We start from the raw sequence: 14,117 nt of genomic DNA, 5'->3' as shown, positions 1-14,117 counted from the left end.
GCGTCGGTCCAGTACCGGAGAAGACGTCATGCCGATTTCGCGCAGGCGGCAGGCGAGAGCTCGGCAAAGACATCCTTGAGCGTCGCGATTCCGGCCTCGATCTGCGCCGGTGAGAAGCCGCTGAAGCCGAGGGCAAAGCCCTGCCGGTCGTTGGGCGCGATGCAGAAGCGTCCGATCGGCGTGAGGGTGACGCCACGTTCCGCCGCGCGCCGGGCGACAGCCTCGGCGTTGAAGCCCGGTGCGAGGTAGGCGACCGTGTGCATGCCCGTGGTCGCCGGCCTGATGTCCAGAACGTCACCCAGATGCTTCTGCACGCCGTCGTAAAGCGTCTGATAGCGCTCGTGATAGGCCTTGCGCATGCGGCGGATGTGCGTGGCGAAATGCCCTTCGACAATGAAGTCCGCGACGATCGCCTGGATCGCTGTCGGCACGCCTGGCAGGAAGGCTTCGAGGCTGGTTCGGAAATGCTCGGTCAACGCTGGTGGTGCGAGGATGAAGCCGAGACGCAGTGACGGGAACAGCGATTTCGAGAACGAGCCGACATAGATGACGCGGCCAGCCTGATCCATGCTTTGCAATGTCGGCATGGGCAAGCCCGAGAAACAGAATTCGCCGTCCCAATCGTCCTCGATGATCCAGGCCCCTCGTTGTTCGGCGGCGGCGAGCAGGGCGACGCGCCGCTCCAGCGCCATGCTCACGCCGAGTGGCTGTTGATGCGACGGCGTCACGAAAGCGAGCCGGAAGTCGGGCGCCTTGCGCAGCGCGTCTTCGACATCGAGCCCGTCGTCATCGACCCGCACCGGCACCAGATCGGCGCTGGAGACGACAATGCTATTGCGGGCGCCGATGGCGCCGGGGTCCTCGAACCAGACCTTGTCGCCGGGATCGATCAGTGTCGACGCGATGAGCTGAAACGCCTGCTGCGCGCCGGCGACGATGAAAATCTGCTGCCAGTCGCACCGGATGCCGCGGTTGGTGCGCAAATGGCCGGCGATGGCTTTGCGCAACAGGTCGTGGCCGTGCGGGTCGGGATAGCCGAGCACGTCCTTGCGCGCCTCGCGCCAGTGCTTGCCGGAGAGACGCGCCCATTGTGCCATCGGGAAGGCATCATAGGCCGGGATAGCCGTGGTGAACGCTCGCGGCTCATGCACCAGACGGGGTACGAAACGGCTCGATGCCGACGCCATTGATTGGGCCAGCCGCGCGCTCTTTTCCGATACGACCGGCCCCTGAGGTGCGACGGGCGGACGCTCGGTCTTCAGCGCCTGGCTGACATAGGTACCGGCGCCGACGCGGGACTCGATGAGGCCCTCGGCGGCGAGCTGATCGAAGCATTCGACGATGGTAGCCCTGGCGACGTTCAGTTCGTTTGCCAGCGTCCGCGTCGAGGGCAGGCGCCCGCCGCCCTCGAGCGAGCCGGACATGATGAGCTCGCGCAAATGGGCGCAGATCTGAACGCTAAGGCCGTGCGAGGCCTCGCGATCGATGGCGATCGACTGCAGTAACGCGCCTCCCGCCCGCTTAACCACCGTTTTTCCCCGCTGTGCCGATCCAAACTGGGCCAATGGCCCCGCTAAAAAGCGGAGTGGCCTTCTTATTCGGTCAGAATGGACCTTAAGAGCAGACCATTTCAACTCTAAAAATCCGGCACGACGGATAAAGAACGCCCATCGCGTCGCTTCCGCCGCCAGTATCGAATGGCGAAGCCAATGAAGATCACGAAGCTCGAGACCTTTTCTACCCAGCATATCGGCTTCGTTCGTGTGACGACGGAGGATGGTGCGCAAGGTTGGGGCCAATTCTCCCCTTATAATGCCGACATCACCGCTGCGGTCTTTCATCGCCAGATTGCGCCATGGTCTCTCGGCGCTGACGCCTTCGATATTGAGGCTCTGGTCGAGACCATTCCCGAGCGCGAGCATAAATTTCCGGGCTCGTATCTGTTCCGCGCACTAACCGGGCTCGACACCGCGCTGTGGGATCTGCGCGGCCGCGTCGAGAAGAAAAGCGTTTGCGAACTTCTCGGCGGCAAGCCGCGGCCGTTTCCCGTTTATGCGTCCAGCATGAAGCGCGGCGAGATCACGCCGGAGGCGGAGGCGGAGCGTCTCAAGCGGCTGCAAGGGGAATTCGGCTACACGGCGTTCAAGTTTCGCGTCGGCAAGGAATGCGGGCACGATGTCGACGAATGGCCTGGCCGGACCGACGCCATCGTGCCGCAGGTCCGTGATGCCCTCGGCGACAAGGCGCGGCTCCTGGTTGACGGCAACAGCGCCTATACGCCGGCCAAGGCCATCGAAGTCGGCCGCATGCTGGAAGATCACGGCGTCATCCATTTTGAGGAGCCGTGCCCCTATTGGGAGCACGCCTGGACGGCGGAGGTCAGGCGGGAACTGGACCTGGACGTGACCGGTGGCGAACAGGACTGCGACCTGACTTTGTGGCGCTACATCATCGACAACAAGGTCGTCGATGTCGTCCAGCCGGACGTTTGCTATCTTGGCGGGGTCACGCGGATGCTGAAGGTGGCGCGTTGGGCCGCGGCCGCGGGGCTGCCCGTGACGCCGCATTCGGCCAATCAGTCGCTGGTCACGACATTCACCCTGCACATCATGGGCGCGATCCCGAATGCCGGGCCTTACGTGGAATTCTCCATTGAGGGCCGGGACTACTATCCATGGGAGGAAGGGCTGCTCCTCAACCCGCTGCAGGCCAAGGACGGGGCGGTCGACATACCTGCCGGTCCGGGTTGGGGCATCGACATCAACCCGGCCTGGCTTGAGGCCTCCAACTACATCTTGAGCGAACGGTCGTGAGCGGGGCGTCCTCAGCCTTGGTCGCGGAGGTCCTGACGACCGGTACTCTGACGGGGCTGCCGCAGGGGCATTTTATCGGAGGTCGGATTATCGGGCCTACATCCGGCAACACGATGGACAGCTTCGACCCCGGCCGTGGCCGAGCGTTCGCCCGCTTTGCCGCCGGCGATGGTGCCGACGTTGACGCCGCGGTCGCCGCCGCCAGGACGGCGCTGCGCGGCCCATGGCGGCAGATGGGACCGGCCGAGCGCGGCCGTATCCTCGCCAAGGCCGCCGCGATGTTGCGCGAGCGCGCGGCGCGCTTTGCGGTGGTCGAAAGCCTCGACAGCGGCAAGAGGCTCTCGGAAGCCGAGGGCGACCTGCGCGGCGTCGCCCGTGCCTTCGAATATTATGCCGGCGCGGCGGACAAGCTGCATGGCGAGGGGCTGCCGCTTGGGCGACTGTATGTAGGTTTCACCTCCCAGGAGCCGGTCGGGGTCGTCGCCCAGATCATCCCGTGGAACTACCCGTTGTCGACCGCCGCCCGGGGCATCGCGCCGGCTTTGGCGGCCGGATGTACAGTGGTGGCCAAACCCGCCGAACAGACCCCGTTCACCGCCTTGATGCTGGCCGAACTGCTGCATGAGGCCGGCCTGCCCGCCGGCGTCCTCAATGTTGTCACTGGCACGGGCGCCGAGGCCGGGGCGCCGCTGGTCGCCCATCCGGACATCGACCACATCACCTTCACCGGCTCGGTCGCGACCGGCAGTGCGGTCATGCGCTCGGCCGCCGACAACGTGACGCGGCTGGTCCTCGAACTCGGCGGCAAATCGCCGCTGGTGGTCCTCGCGGACTGCGACATGAACGCCGCCCTCAACGGTGTCGTCGAGGCGATCTACGAGAACGCCGGGCAGATCTGCTCGGCGGGATCGCGCCTCGTTCTCGACCGGTCGATCGCCGATGTCTTCCTCGGCCGGCTCGTCGCGTGGGTGGAGAAATTCCGCATCGGCCATGGCCTGACCAATCCCGATCTCGGCCCGGTCAATTCACGACGCCAACTCGACATTATCGACGCTCACGTGCGACGCGCGGTGAAGGCGGGCAACCATGTACTCACCGGCGGCGCCATCGCGACAAGTGACGCGGGCGGCTGGTTCTACCAGCCCACCATCATTTCGGCGCAGAGCGCGGCGGACCCGCTGGTGCAGGAAGAAATCTTCGGTCCGGTACTGGTGGTGCAGATCGTCGATGGGCCGGACGAGGCACTCACCGCAGCGAATGCGACGTCTTATGCACTCGTTGCCGGCATCTATTCGCAGAACATCACCGAAGCCTTGCGTTTTGCCCGCGATGTCGATGCCGGACAGGTATTCATCAACGAATGGTTCGCCGGCGGCATCGAAGTGCCTTTCGGCGGCAACCGGAAATCGGGCTTCGGCCGGGAAAAAGGCATGGCGGGCCTGCGCAGCTACTGCAAAATGAAAAGCGTCGTCGCGCGCATCTGACGACAAACGGGGCCGGCCACGTGAACGCAGCACTCTTCACCAACGACTTCAAACCGGCGCCGTACTGGTGGGATCACGTGCCGCGGCCGGCGCTCGAGGCCAAGGCGCCGCCATCGCACGCCGATGTCGTCGTCATCGGCTCCGGCTATACCGGTCTGCATGCCGCCATTCAGACGGCGCGCGGCGGCCGCCACACCGTCGTGCTCGATGCCGAGGCGGCCGGCTTCGGTTGCAGCACCCGCAATGGCGGACAGGTCTCGACCAGCATCAAGCCGTCCTATGACATGTTGGCGCGCCGCCATGGCGCGCAGCGCGCCTTCGACATCCTCAAGGACGGTCAGAACTCACTGCGCTTCATGGCTGACTTCATCCGCGAGAATGGCCTCGACTGCGATTTCCATGTCGTCGGGCGTTTCCACGCCGCGCACAATGCCGCGCAATATGAAGCGCTGGCCGAGCGGGTGAAGAACCAGCCCAAGGGCCTCGAAGTGGGCGCCCATATGGTGCCGCGCACCGAACAGCGCCGTGAGATCGGCTCTGACGGTTATTTCGGCGGCGCCGTCTATGAGCAGCACGCCTCGGTCGATCCGGCGCGCTATCATCAGGGCCTGCTCGACCTCGCCATCGCCGCCGGTGTTAAGGTCGTGGCCCATTGCCCGGCGCTGTCGATCGAGCGCAGCGGCGACCGGTTCATCGTCAAGACGGTGCGCGGGACGATCGACACGCGTGACGTGGTCATTGCCACCAATGGCTATACTAGCGATCTGACGCCATGGCTGAAGCGGCGCGTCATCCCCATCGGCAGCTACATGATCGCCACCGAGTTGCTCGATCGATCGCTGGTCGATGAATTGATCCCGCAGAACCGCATCGTCAGCGATACGCGCCGCGTCATCTATTACTATCGTGCATCCCCGGATCGCCGGCGCATCCTGTTCGGTGGCCGCGTGTCGCTGAACGAGACCGACCCGATGCTCAGCGGCCCCAAGTTGCACGCCGACATGGTCGCGATCTTTCCGCAACTCGCGTCGACGAAAATCAGCCATTCGTGGTGCGGCTTCATCGCCTACACCTTCGACGAGCTGATGCATGTCGGCCAGCGCGACGGCATGTATTACGCCATGGGATATTGCGGCGCCGGGGTCGGGACGGCGAGCTATTTCGGCATGCGGGTCGGACAGAAGGTGCTGGGCCTGGCCGAGGGGCGCACTGCGCTCGACGGCCTGAGCTTCCAGACGCGGCCGTTTTACACGGGAAACCCTTGGTTTTTGGCGCCTTCGATCCTGTATTATCGCTGGCGCGATGGGCGCGGCTGAGCGATGCCGGATGACCGATAAGGCCGTCCGGGGGAGTGGACCCCTCCTATTTCCAGACTGGCTCTTCTGTCCCGCCTGGGAATACGGACCGATACGGTATGGGTTTAGGATCGGCGATAAGACCAATCAAATAACGGTCGCCCCTGACAACCCAGGCTGACATTCATGACCAGGGTGAGGAGCTCAGAATGACGCGCAATCGATCCAAATTAGCCTTCGCATCACTTGCCATCATTGGCGCCGTCGGCCTCGCTAGCACGACCGTCGGTGCGCAGGAGCTGACCGTCGTGTCCTTCGGCGGCGCCTATCAGGAAGCCCAGAGCAAGGCGCTGTTTCAGCCGGCTGCCAAGGCGCTCGGCATCAAGATCAAGGAAGAGACCTACACCAGCATTTCCGACGCGGTGGTCAAGGTGAAGGCCGGCGCGATCACGTGGGACGTCGTGGCGAGCGGCTCCGGCAGCGCGGCGCGCGCCGGCGCCGGCGGCTACCTCGAGAAGCTCGATTATAACGTGATCGACCGCTCGACCTTTGTGCCGAATACCAGCCAGGACTATTGCGTCGGTGGCGACGTGTTCTCGACCGTGATGGCCTGGAACACCAAGACCTACGGCAATAACCCGCCGAAGTCCTGGGCCGATTTCTGGGACGTCAAGAAATTCCCGGGCAAGCGGTCTTACCGCAAGGGCGTGGCCGGAGCGCTCGAGCCGGCGCTCATGGCCGATGGCGTGCCAGCCGACAAAGTCTACGAAGTGCTGTCGTCGCCGGGCGGCATCGAGCGCGCTATCAAGAAGATCAAGGAGCTCAAGCCGCACATCAGCGTGTGGTGGTCGTCGGGTGCGCAGCATGCGCAGCTGATGAAGGACGGCGAAGTCGACATGATCACCGGGTGGAACGGCCGCTTCGACGTGGTCGCCAAGGACGGCGGCAAGGTCGCCTACACCTTCAATCAGGCGCTGCTCGACTATGATTGCTACGCCATTCCGAAGGGCGCGCCAAACAAGGCTCTGGCGATGAAATTCCTCGCCGAGATGTCCAAGCCGCAGTACCAGGCTGAATTCACCAAGTACATCACCTACGGGCCGACCAACAAGAAAGCCTACGAGATTGGCGCGATCGATGCGGCCTATGCCAAGAAGCTGCCGTCGCACCCCGACAACGTCAAGAACCAGTTGTCGGTCAATCTCGAATGGTACATCAAGAACGAAGAGAAGGCCGCGGCCGCGTACCAGAACATGCTGACCGAGTAACGCACACCGGCCGGGACGCGACATGATCTGCGCCCCGGCCATTCGCTTCATGACAATCGACAGTCCCCGGCTACATGGCATCCGCATCGGCACTCGACATTCACGTCCGGCAGGTCTCCAAATCCTACGGGGCTGTCGCTGTGCTCGATCGGGTCGATCTGCACGTTCAGGCTGGTGAATTTCTGACCCTGCTCGGTCCGTCCGGCTCGGGGAAGACCACGCTGCTGATGGTGCTCGCGGGCTTCACCCGCCCCGATTCCGGCAGCATCCTGTTCGGTACCCGGGAAGTGATCCGTCTCGCGCCGCAGAAGCGCGATCTCGGCATGGTGTTCCAGAATTACGCGCTGTTTCCGCACATGAACGTTGCGGCCAACATCGCTTTTCCGTTGCGGCTGCGGAAAGTCGGGGCCGCCGAGTCGGCGAAGCGCGTCGAGGCTGCGCTCGATATGGTGCAACTCGCCGGCTACGGCGCCCGCGGCATCCACGAACTCTCCGGCGGCCAGCGCCAGCGTGTCGCGCTCGCCCGCGCGCTGGTGTTCGAGCCGCGCATTATCCTAATGGACGAGCCGCTGTCGGCGCTCGACAAGCAACTGCGCGAATTAATGCAGCTCGAACTGCGCCGCCTGCACGAGAAGCTCGGCACCACCACGATCTACGTGACGCACGATCAGCGCGAGGCGTTGACCATGTCCGACCGCATCGCGGTGATTGACAAGGGCAAGCTGGCGCAGCTCGATACACCGCAGCGCATCTATTCGAAACCGAACAATCGCTTCGTCGCCGAATTCATCGGCGAGTCGACATTCCTGAGCGCCACGATGACGAGCGGCGTCTGCCGTTATCGCGACGTGGTCATCAAGGCCGACGGCGCGCCGTTGCGCGATGGCCGTTGTCTCATGATGATCCGGCCCGAGCAGCTCCAGATCGTCGATGGCGCGGCGATGGAAGACATGAACCGCTTCAGCGGCCGCATTCTCGGCCGCGTGTTTCAGGGCGACACGATGCGCATCGAGGTCGATCTCGGCGACGGCGACATCGTGACACTGCGTGTGCCGGCCAATAGCGCCGGCCTCCAGTCGCTGCCGGCGGATGGCGGTACGATTACGCTCGGCCTCGCTGTTGCGGATACGACGCTGCTGCCGGATGAGGGCTGAGCGGCCATGAGCGCGACCGTCCAGGCAACGGCTTCACTCAGCAACGACCACGCCGCCGCTTTGAGCAAGGACCGACTGATCGAGCGCTGGCTGATGCTGTCGCTCGCCGCGCCCGCGTTGCTGCTGGTGCTCGTGTGCCTGCTCGTCCCGGTGGCCTGGCTGTTCTACATGTCGTTCTACACCGACGGCGGCCAGGCGACTTTGGTCAACTATCAGCGGCTTGTCGAACAGCCGTCCTACGCACGGATCTTCTGGACGACGTTTGAGGTGAGCGTGCTCACCACCGGCATCTGCGCCGTGCTGGGTTATCCTTTGGCCTATTTCATGTCGCAATTGTCGACCCGCGCCGCCAATCTGTGCATGATCGCGGTGCTGCTGCCGTTCTGGACGTCGCTGCTGGTGCGCACTTATGCGTGGCTGGTGCTGCTGCAGCGCTCCGGTCTGATCAACAGCTGGGGCATGCAACTCGGCCTGTGGTCGGAGCCGCTGCCGCTGGTCAACAACATGGCGGGCACGCTGATCGGCATGGTGCACATCATGCTGCCGTTCATCGTGCTGCCGCTCTATGGCAGCATGCGTGCCATCGACCGCACGCTGCTGCAGGCCGCGGCCAATCTCGGCGCCGGCCCGGTGCAGAGCTTCTGGCGGGTGTTCCTGCCGTTGTCGCTGCCGGGGCTGACGGGCGGCGTCCTTATTGTTTTCATTCTCTGCCTCGGCTTCTACGTCACGCCCGAGGTGCTCGGCGGCGGCCGGGTGATCATGGTGTCGAGCCGCATCGCCAGCGATATCGACACTTTCCTCAATTGGGGTTCGGCGAGTGCGCTCGGCGCGGTGCTGCTGGTGTTGACGTTCCTGCTGCTGTGGATCGCCTCGCGGGTGGCGAAGGGCTTCTCGCTGTTCGGAGCGGGGCACTGACATGATGTGGCTCGACCGGCCCGCGACGGACACGCAGATCACGCACCGCTCACGGCTGTGGCTCTACGCTCTGGCCGTCGTGCTGTTCGCGTTCCTGATCGTGCCGACGCTGATCGTCATTCCGATGTCATTCTCGGAATCGCAGTATCTCGAGTTTCCGCCACGCAGCCTGTCGCTGCGCTGGTACGAAACCTATTTCAACTCGCGCTCGTGGATGCAGGCGACGGCGACGTCGTTCAAAGCGGCGGCGCTGACCGTTGTGGTGGCGACGCCGCTCGGCACCATTGCGGCCTATGGGCTCTATAACGCCGAGCTGGCGACGGCGCGGCTGGTGTCGCTATTACTGGTCACACCGATCGTCATTCCGGTCATCCTGGTCGGCACGGCCATCTTCTACGCCTATGTGAAGCTGAAGATGGTCAATTCGCTGATCGGGGTCGTGCTGGCGCACAGTATCCTGGCGATCCCGATCGTTATCATGATCGTGACATCGGCGCTCAAGAGCTTCGACATGAATCAGGAGCGCGTCGCGCGCAGCCTTGGCGCCTCGCGCATCGAGGCTTTCTTCATGGTCGTGCTGCCGCAGATCAAGTTCGCGATCCTCACTGCCGCGGTGCTATCGTTCCTGACGTCGTTCGATGAGGTCATTGTCTCGCTGTTCGTGTCGGGCGGCGAGAACTCCACCCTGACACGCAATATGTTCGCGGCGTTGCGTGATCAGATCGACCCGACCATCGCCGCGATCTCGACGATGATGATCGTTGTCACCAGCGTGCTACTGGCGCTGGCGCAGTTGTTCGGCCAGCAGAGCAAACGCTAGACCATGATCCATTCGGATTGAATCTAATCATGGTCTAGCTTTTTTTTGAGCATGATCTTTTCCGAAAACCGGTTCCCACTTTTCGGGATCATGCTCTAGCGACGAGGTTTCACACCTCGCCGCGATAGGCCTTGTCGAGCAGCGCGCGCGCGGCCGTGTCAGTCACGGGCACGGGATTGCCGCCGGCGGTCGGATCTTCCGGCGCCATCGCCGCCACCAGGTCGAATTTCGAATCGTCGACGCCGAATTCCTTGAGCGTGTGCGGCACGGCGAGCGCCTGGCGCAGTTCCATGACCCAGGCGAGGAAAGCGTCGAAGGTTGGCGTCAGTCCGAGATAGGCGGCGAGCCGCGCGATCTTCGTTTCGATTTTCGGCCGGTTGAACACCAGCACGTAAGGCATGAACACGGCGTTGGTCATGCCGTGATGCGTGTCGTACAGCGCGCCGACCGGATGCGACAGCGCGTGGATGGCGCCGAGGCCTTTCTGGAACGCGGTGGCGCCCATCGCTGCCGCCGACATCATGTGCGCGCGGGCTTCGATGTCGTTGCCGTTCTTGTAGGCACGGGGCAAATACTCCTTGACGAGGCGCATGCCCTCGACGGCGATGCCGTCGCCCATCGGATGATAGGACGGTGCGCAATAGGCTTCGAGGCAATGCGCCAGCGCGTCCATGCCGGTGCCGGCGGTGATCTTCGGCGGCATGCCGACCGTCAGTTCCGGATCGCAGATGGTGACTTTCGGCATCATGCCGGGATGGAAGATGACCTTCTTGGCATGGGTTGCCTGCTGGGTGATGACGCCGGCGCGGCCGACCTCGGAGCCGGTGCCTGCGGTGGTCGGCACCGCGATGACCGGCGCGATGCCTTTGGGATCGGCGCGGGTCCAGAAATCGCCGATGTCCTCGAAGTCCCACATCGGCCGTGTCTGTCCGGCCATGAAGGCGATGACCTTGCCGGCGTCGAGCGCGGAGCCGCCACCGAAGGCAATGACGCTGTCATGCGCGCCGGCCTTGAGCACCTTGAGGCCGGCCTCGACATTGGCGTCGTTCGGATTGGATCTGACATCGGAGAACACGCCGATCCCGAGCCCGGCGGCGCGCAAGGCGTCGACCGTTTTCTGCGTCATAGCTTGCGCGGCGAGGAATGGATCGGTGACCAGCAGCGGCTTGGCAAAGCCGAGCTCGTTGCAGATCCGCGGCAGTTCCTTGATACGGCCGGCGCCGAAACGAACGGCGGTCGGATAATTCCAGTTGGCGGTCGGGGAGGAGGGCATGGCGAACTCTGCTGGGTGTGCGAATATGAAGGGAGCGCTCAGGACAAGGTCCGGAGGTGATAACTCTTGGCGCGGGTGAGCATGTCGTAACCGATCTCTGACAGGCTGACGCCGCGGCCGGTGTCTTTGACGCCGGTCCAGGCCAGCGCCGGATCGAGATAATCGCAGCGATTCATGAACACCGTGCCGGTCTCGACCTGCCGGCCGATCGACAGCGCGGCTTTCTCGTCGGAGGTCCAGATCGCGGCGGTGAGGCCATAGGCGCTGTCGTTCATCAGCCGGATCGCCTCGTCGTCGCCCGAGACCTTCATGATGCCGACCACCGGGCCGAAATTCTCGACGGTCATCAGCTCCATCGTGTGATCGACGTTCGTCAGCACCTGCGGCATGATGTAGGTGCCGCGGCCGTCATCGGCGGGAAATAGTTTCGGATCGATGTGGCTGCGCGCGCCTTTGGCGACGGCGTCCCTGATCTGGCGGCGCACGACCTCGGCGCCACGCGGCGTCGCCATCGGCCCGAGCGTCGTCGTCTCATCGAGCGGATTGCCGAGCTTGTAGGCGCTGGTCAGTTCGACGAAACCGGAGACGAAGGCGTCATAGAGCGACTCGTCGACATAAATGCGCTCGATGCCGCAGCAGCACTGACCGGAATTGAAGAACGCGCCATCGACCAGGTTGTCGACGGCGTGCTTGAGATTGGCGTCGGCGCGCACATAAGCGGGGTCCTTGCCGCCGAGCTCAAGGCCGAGCGTCGTAAATGTCCCGGCGGCGGCGCGTTCGATGGCCTGGCCGCCGGCGACCGACCCGGTGAAATTGGCGTGATCGACCGCGCCGCTCGAGAGGATGCGCGCGGTGTCGTCATGCGTCAGCACGAGATTAGCGAACAGCCCGGCCGGCAGGTCGGCGGCGCGCATCGCCTTTTCGAAGCGCTCGCCGACCAGGATCGTCTGCGCCGCGTGCTTGAGGATCACAGCGTTGCCCGCGACCAGCGCCGGCACGACGCTGTTGACCGCGGTGAGATACGGATAATTCCACGGCGCGATGACCAGGACGACCCCGGCCGGCGTCTTGTCGATGAAGCGTGTGAAGCCTTCGATGGGCTTAGGCACATGCGGCTTGAGCGCGTCCGGCGCGATCGCGATCATGTGGCGGGCGCGCTCCTCGAACGGCCTGAATTCGCCGCCCCATTTCACCGGGCGGCCCATCTGCCGGGCGATTTCCGGCACGACCTCCTGGTTCATCGCCAGCATGGCGTCGACGAAGGCGGTCATCTTCGCCATGCGTTCGGCGAGCGGCACTTGCGCCCATTGCTTCTGCGCGCGCCGAGCCGCCTGCAACGCGGCGTCGATGGCGGCGGCGCTGGCCGAAGGGTGGCGCGCGACTTCGCTGCTGTCGATGGGAGAAATGCAGACAACGTCAGGCATGATGAGATCCAAAGGGGAGAGAGGAGTCGGGAGCGAGCGGCGGTCGTCGCCCGCTCAGATGATTTCGAAGTAGCGCTGCATTTCCCAGTCGGTGATGGCGCGGCGGAATTCGCGCTCTTCCCACTCGCGCGACGCGGCGTAATGCTCGACGAAGGCATCGCCGAACAGCGCGCGCGCCGGCTGCGACGCTTTCAGCCGTTGCGCGGCGTCCCACAAGGTGCGCGGCAGCGCGCGTTCGTCGGGCAGTTTCACTTCGTAGGCGTTGCCTGTCAGCGCCGCGCCAGGCTCGATACGATTCTCGATGCCCCACAGGCCCGAGCCGATCGCCGCCGCCATCGCGATGTACGGATTGATGTCAGCCGCGGCGACGCGGTACTCGACGCGCTGCGATTTCTCCGAACCTTCGATCACGCGCAGCGCCGTGGTGCGGTTGTCGACCGACCAGGCGGAGTCGGTGGGCGCCCAGAACCCGGGGATCAGCCGCGTATAGCTGTTCACCGTGCAGGCCACCATCGCCAGCAGTTCCGGCATCAGCGCCTGCTGGCCGCCGACGAACCAGCGCATGATGTCGGACATGCCATGTGGCTTTGCGGCATCGTGGAACACGCCCTTGCCGGTCTTGCTGTCCTGCAACGAGGTGTGCAGATGACCGGACTGCCCCGGCCAGTCATGCGATGACTTGGCCATGAACGAGGCGATCCAGCCGCGCTTCTGCGCCAGCACCTTGGTGTAGGTCTTGAACAAAGCCGCCTTATCGGCGGCGATGAGCGCTTCATCGACGCGGATCGCGGCCTCGAGCACGCCGGGCCCGGTCTCGGTGTGCAGGCCCTCGATCTCGAAGTTCATGCCGCGCGACAGGTCGAGCAATTCGCGATAGAAATCGGCATGCACCGATGAGCGGAGCATCGAATAGCCGAAGAATCCGGGCGTGATGTTCTTCAGATTGCGGTAATTCTTCTCGCGCACCGAATGCGGGGTTTCCTCGAACAGGAAGAATTCGAATTCCGCCGCGGCGCTGACTTTGAAGCCCATATCAGCGGCGCGCGCCAAGACCCGGCGCAAGGTGCCGCGCGGACAAACTTCTTCCCACTTGTCGGCGAACTCGCACAGGAACAGCGGCAGGTCGTCCTCGAGCGGAAGCACGCGCATGGTCTCCGGCAGGAGACGCACCGCCGCGTCGGGATAACCGGTGTGCCAGCCGGTGACCTTCACATTGTCATAGAGCTGGTCGTTGCTGTCCCATCCGACGACGACGTCGCAAAAGCCAAGTCCCTTCTCGATCGAACTCTCGAACTTATCGCGGCCGATGTATTTGCCGCGAAAAACCCCATCGACGTCGAACAGGCCGACGCGGACATAGGGCAGGTCGCGCTGGCGGACGTAATCGACGGCTTCCTGCGCGGAAGAAATGGCGGGTATTTTTCGCATGATTGCCCCTGAGAAACGCGAGGGAAATCATAGCGGAACCGGAACGCCCGGAACAGTAAAAAACGGGACGATTCAGTTACTTAGGACGCAAAATGGTCTTGCGGGGGCCGGCAGAATGGTCTGCCGTTCGGCCCAAAGAACGCGCGAATTCACGAAGCAGCATGCCGCCAAACCCCCGCGATCGCGCGGCGATTTATTTCAGCGTGCGCGAAAACCGGCCGCGCGACCATGGCCGCGCAGCCG

11 protein-coding genes are annotated in these 14,117 nt (G+C 63.9%); 7 read left to right on the top strand and 4 right to left on the bottom strand.

The features are described from left to right. Positions 1–26: 26 nt before the first annotated feature. Complete coding sequence (locus tag E8Q40_RS21255) at positions 27–1,529, bottom strand: PLP-dependent aminotransferase family protein (protein WP_246662949.1); 1,503 nt, start codon at positions 1,527–1,529, stop codon at positions 27–29. A gap of 180 nt (positions 1,530–1,709) precedes the next feature. Between E8Q40_RS21255 and E8Q40_RS21250 the strand changes: the two genes are divergently transcribed. The 7 genes from E8Q40_RS21250 to E8Q40_RS21220 all read left to right on the top strand — a co-directional run bounded on the left by E8Q40_RS21250 (position 1,710) and on the right by E8Q40_RS21220 (position 9,749). Next, positions 1,710–2,813, top strand: coding sequence for a mandelate racemase/muconate lactonizing enzyme family protein (locus tag E8Q40_RS21250; protein WP_137046405.1), 1,104 nt, complete (start codon positions 1,710–1,712; stop codon positions 2,811–2,813). Positions 2,814–2,926: 113 nt separating this feature from the next. Beyond that, positions 2,927–4,297, top strand: coding sequence for an aldehyde dehydrogenase family protein (locus E8Q40_RS22320; RefSeq protein WP_246662948.1), 1,371 nt, complete (start codon positions 2,927–2,929; stop codon positions 4,295–4,297). Positions 4,298–4,317: 20 nt separating this feature from the next. Beyond that, positions 4,318–5,613, top strand: a complete 1,296-nt coding sequence (locus E8Q40_RS21240) for an FAD-binding oxidoreductase (protein ID WP_168197698.1) — start codon at positions 4,318–4,320, stop codon at positions 5,611–5,613. A gap of 188 nt (positions 5,614–5,801) precedes the next feature. Continuing rightward, on the top strand, positions 5,802–6,860 hold the full coding sequence (locus E8Q40_RS21235) for an ABC transporter substrate-binding protein (RefSeq protein ID WP_137046402.1): 1,059 nt from the start codon (positions 5,802–5,804) through the stop codon (positions 6,858–6,860). A 74-nt stretch (positions 6,861–6,934) separates the two neighbouring features. Next, entirely contained in the window at positions 6,935–8,014 is a 1,080-nt protein-coding gene (locus tag E8Q40_RS21230) for an ABC transporter ATP-binding protein (protein ID WP_137046401.1), read from the top strand. A gap of 6 nt (positions 8,015–8,020) precedes the next feature. Next, on the top strand, positions 8,021–8,929 hold the full coding sequence (locus E8Q40_RS21225; protein WP_137046400.1) for an ABC transporter permease: 909 nt from the start codon (positions 8,021–8,023) through the stop codon (positions 8,927–8,929). Position 8,930: 1 nt separating this feature from the next. Further along, positions 8,931–9,749, top strand: coding sequence for an ABC transporter permease (locus tag E8Q40_RS21220; protein ID WP_137046399.1), 819 nt, complete (start codon positions 8,931–8,933; stop codon positions 9,747–9,749). Positions 9,750–9,858: 109 nt separating this feature from the next. Here the strand turns inward: E8Q40_RS21220 and E8Q40_RS21215 are convergent, their stop codons facing one another. Genes E8Q40_RS21215 through E8Q40_RS21205 form a run of 3 tightly spaced genes read right to left on the bottom strand, consistent with a single transcriptional unit; the run spans position 9,859 to position 13,874 of the window. Further along, positions 9,859–11,022 carry an iron-containing alcohol dehydrogenase gene (locus E8Q40_RS21215; protein WP_137046398.1) on the bottom strand — a complete coding sequence of 388 codons (1,164 nt, stop codon included), beginning with the start codon at positions 11,020–11,022 and terminating at the stop codon, positions 9,859–9,861. 38 nt (positions 11,023–11,060) lie between these two features. After that, the gene (locus E8Q40_RS21210; RefSeq protein WP_137046397.1) at positions 11,061–12,446 is read right to left on the bottom strand and encodes an aldehyde dehydrogenase family protein; all 1,386 of its coding nucleotides are present in this window, start codon (positions 12,444–12,446) and stop codon (positions 11,061–11,063) included. A gap of 54 nt (positions 12,447–12,500) precedes the next feature. After that, entirely contained in the window at positions 12,501–13,874 is a 1,374-nt protein-coding gene (locus E8Q40_RS21205; protein WP_137046396.1) for a glutamine synthetase family protein, read from the bottom strand. Between the last annotated feature and the right edge of the window lie 243 nt (positions 13,875–14,117).

The organism is Pseudolabrys sp. FHR47 (genome assembly GCF_005153485.1).
Taxonomy (GTDB): domain Bacteria; phylum Pseudomonadota; class Alphaproteobacteria; order Rhizobiales; family Xanthobacteraceae; genus Pseudolabrys.
Note: the sequence above shows the minus strand (reverse complement) of the source record. Positions and strands in the feature narration are given on the sequence as shown.

Bases quoted from the DNA above. Each gene is read 5' to 3' on its own strand.
- E8Q40_RS21250 (WP_137046405.1), top strand. From the start codon at position 1,710: ATGAAGATCACGAAGCTCGAGACCTTTTCTACCCAGCATATCGGCTTC.
- E8Q40_RS22320 (WP_246662948.1), top strand. From the start codon at position 2,927: ATGGACAGCTTCGACCCCGGCCGTGGCCGAGCGTTCGCCCGCTTTGCC.
- E8Q40_RS21235 (WP_137046402.1), top strand. From the start codon at position 5,802: ATGACGCGCAATCGATCCAAATTAGCCTTCGCATCACTTGCCATCATT.
- E8Q40_RS21230 (WP_137046401.1), top strand. From the start codon at position 6,935: ATGGCATCCGCATCGGCACTCGACATTCACGTCCGGCAGGTCTCCAAA.
- E8Q40_RS21225 (WP_137046400.1), top strand. From the start codon at position 8,021: ATGAGCGCGACCGTCCAGGCAACGGCTTCACTCAGCAACGACCACGCC.
- E8Q40_RS21220 (WP_137046399.1), top strand. From the start codon at position 8,931: ATGATGTGGCTCGACCGGCCCGCGACGGACACGCAGATCACGCACCGC.
- E8Q40_RS21215 (WP_137046398.1), bottom strand. From the start codon at position 11,022: ATGCCCTCCTCCCCGACCGCCAACTGGAATTATCCGACCGCCGTTCGT.
- E8Q40_RS21210 (WP_137046397.1), bottom strand. From the start codon at position 12,446: ATGCCTGACGTTGTCTGCATTTCTCCCATCGACAGCAGCGAAGTCGCG.
- E8Q40_RS21205 (WP_137046396.1), bottom strand. From the start codon at position 13,874: ATGCGAAAAATACCCGCCATTTCTTCCGCGCAGGAAGCCGTCGATTAC.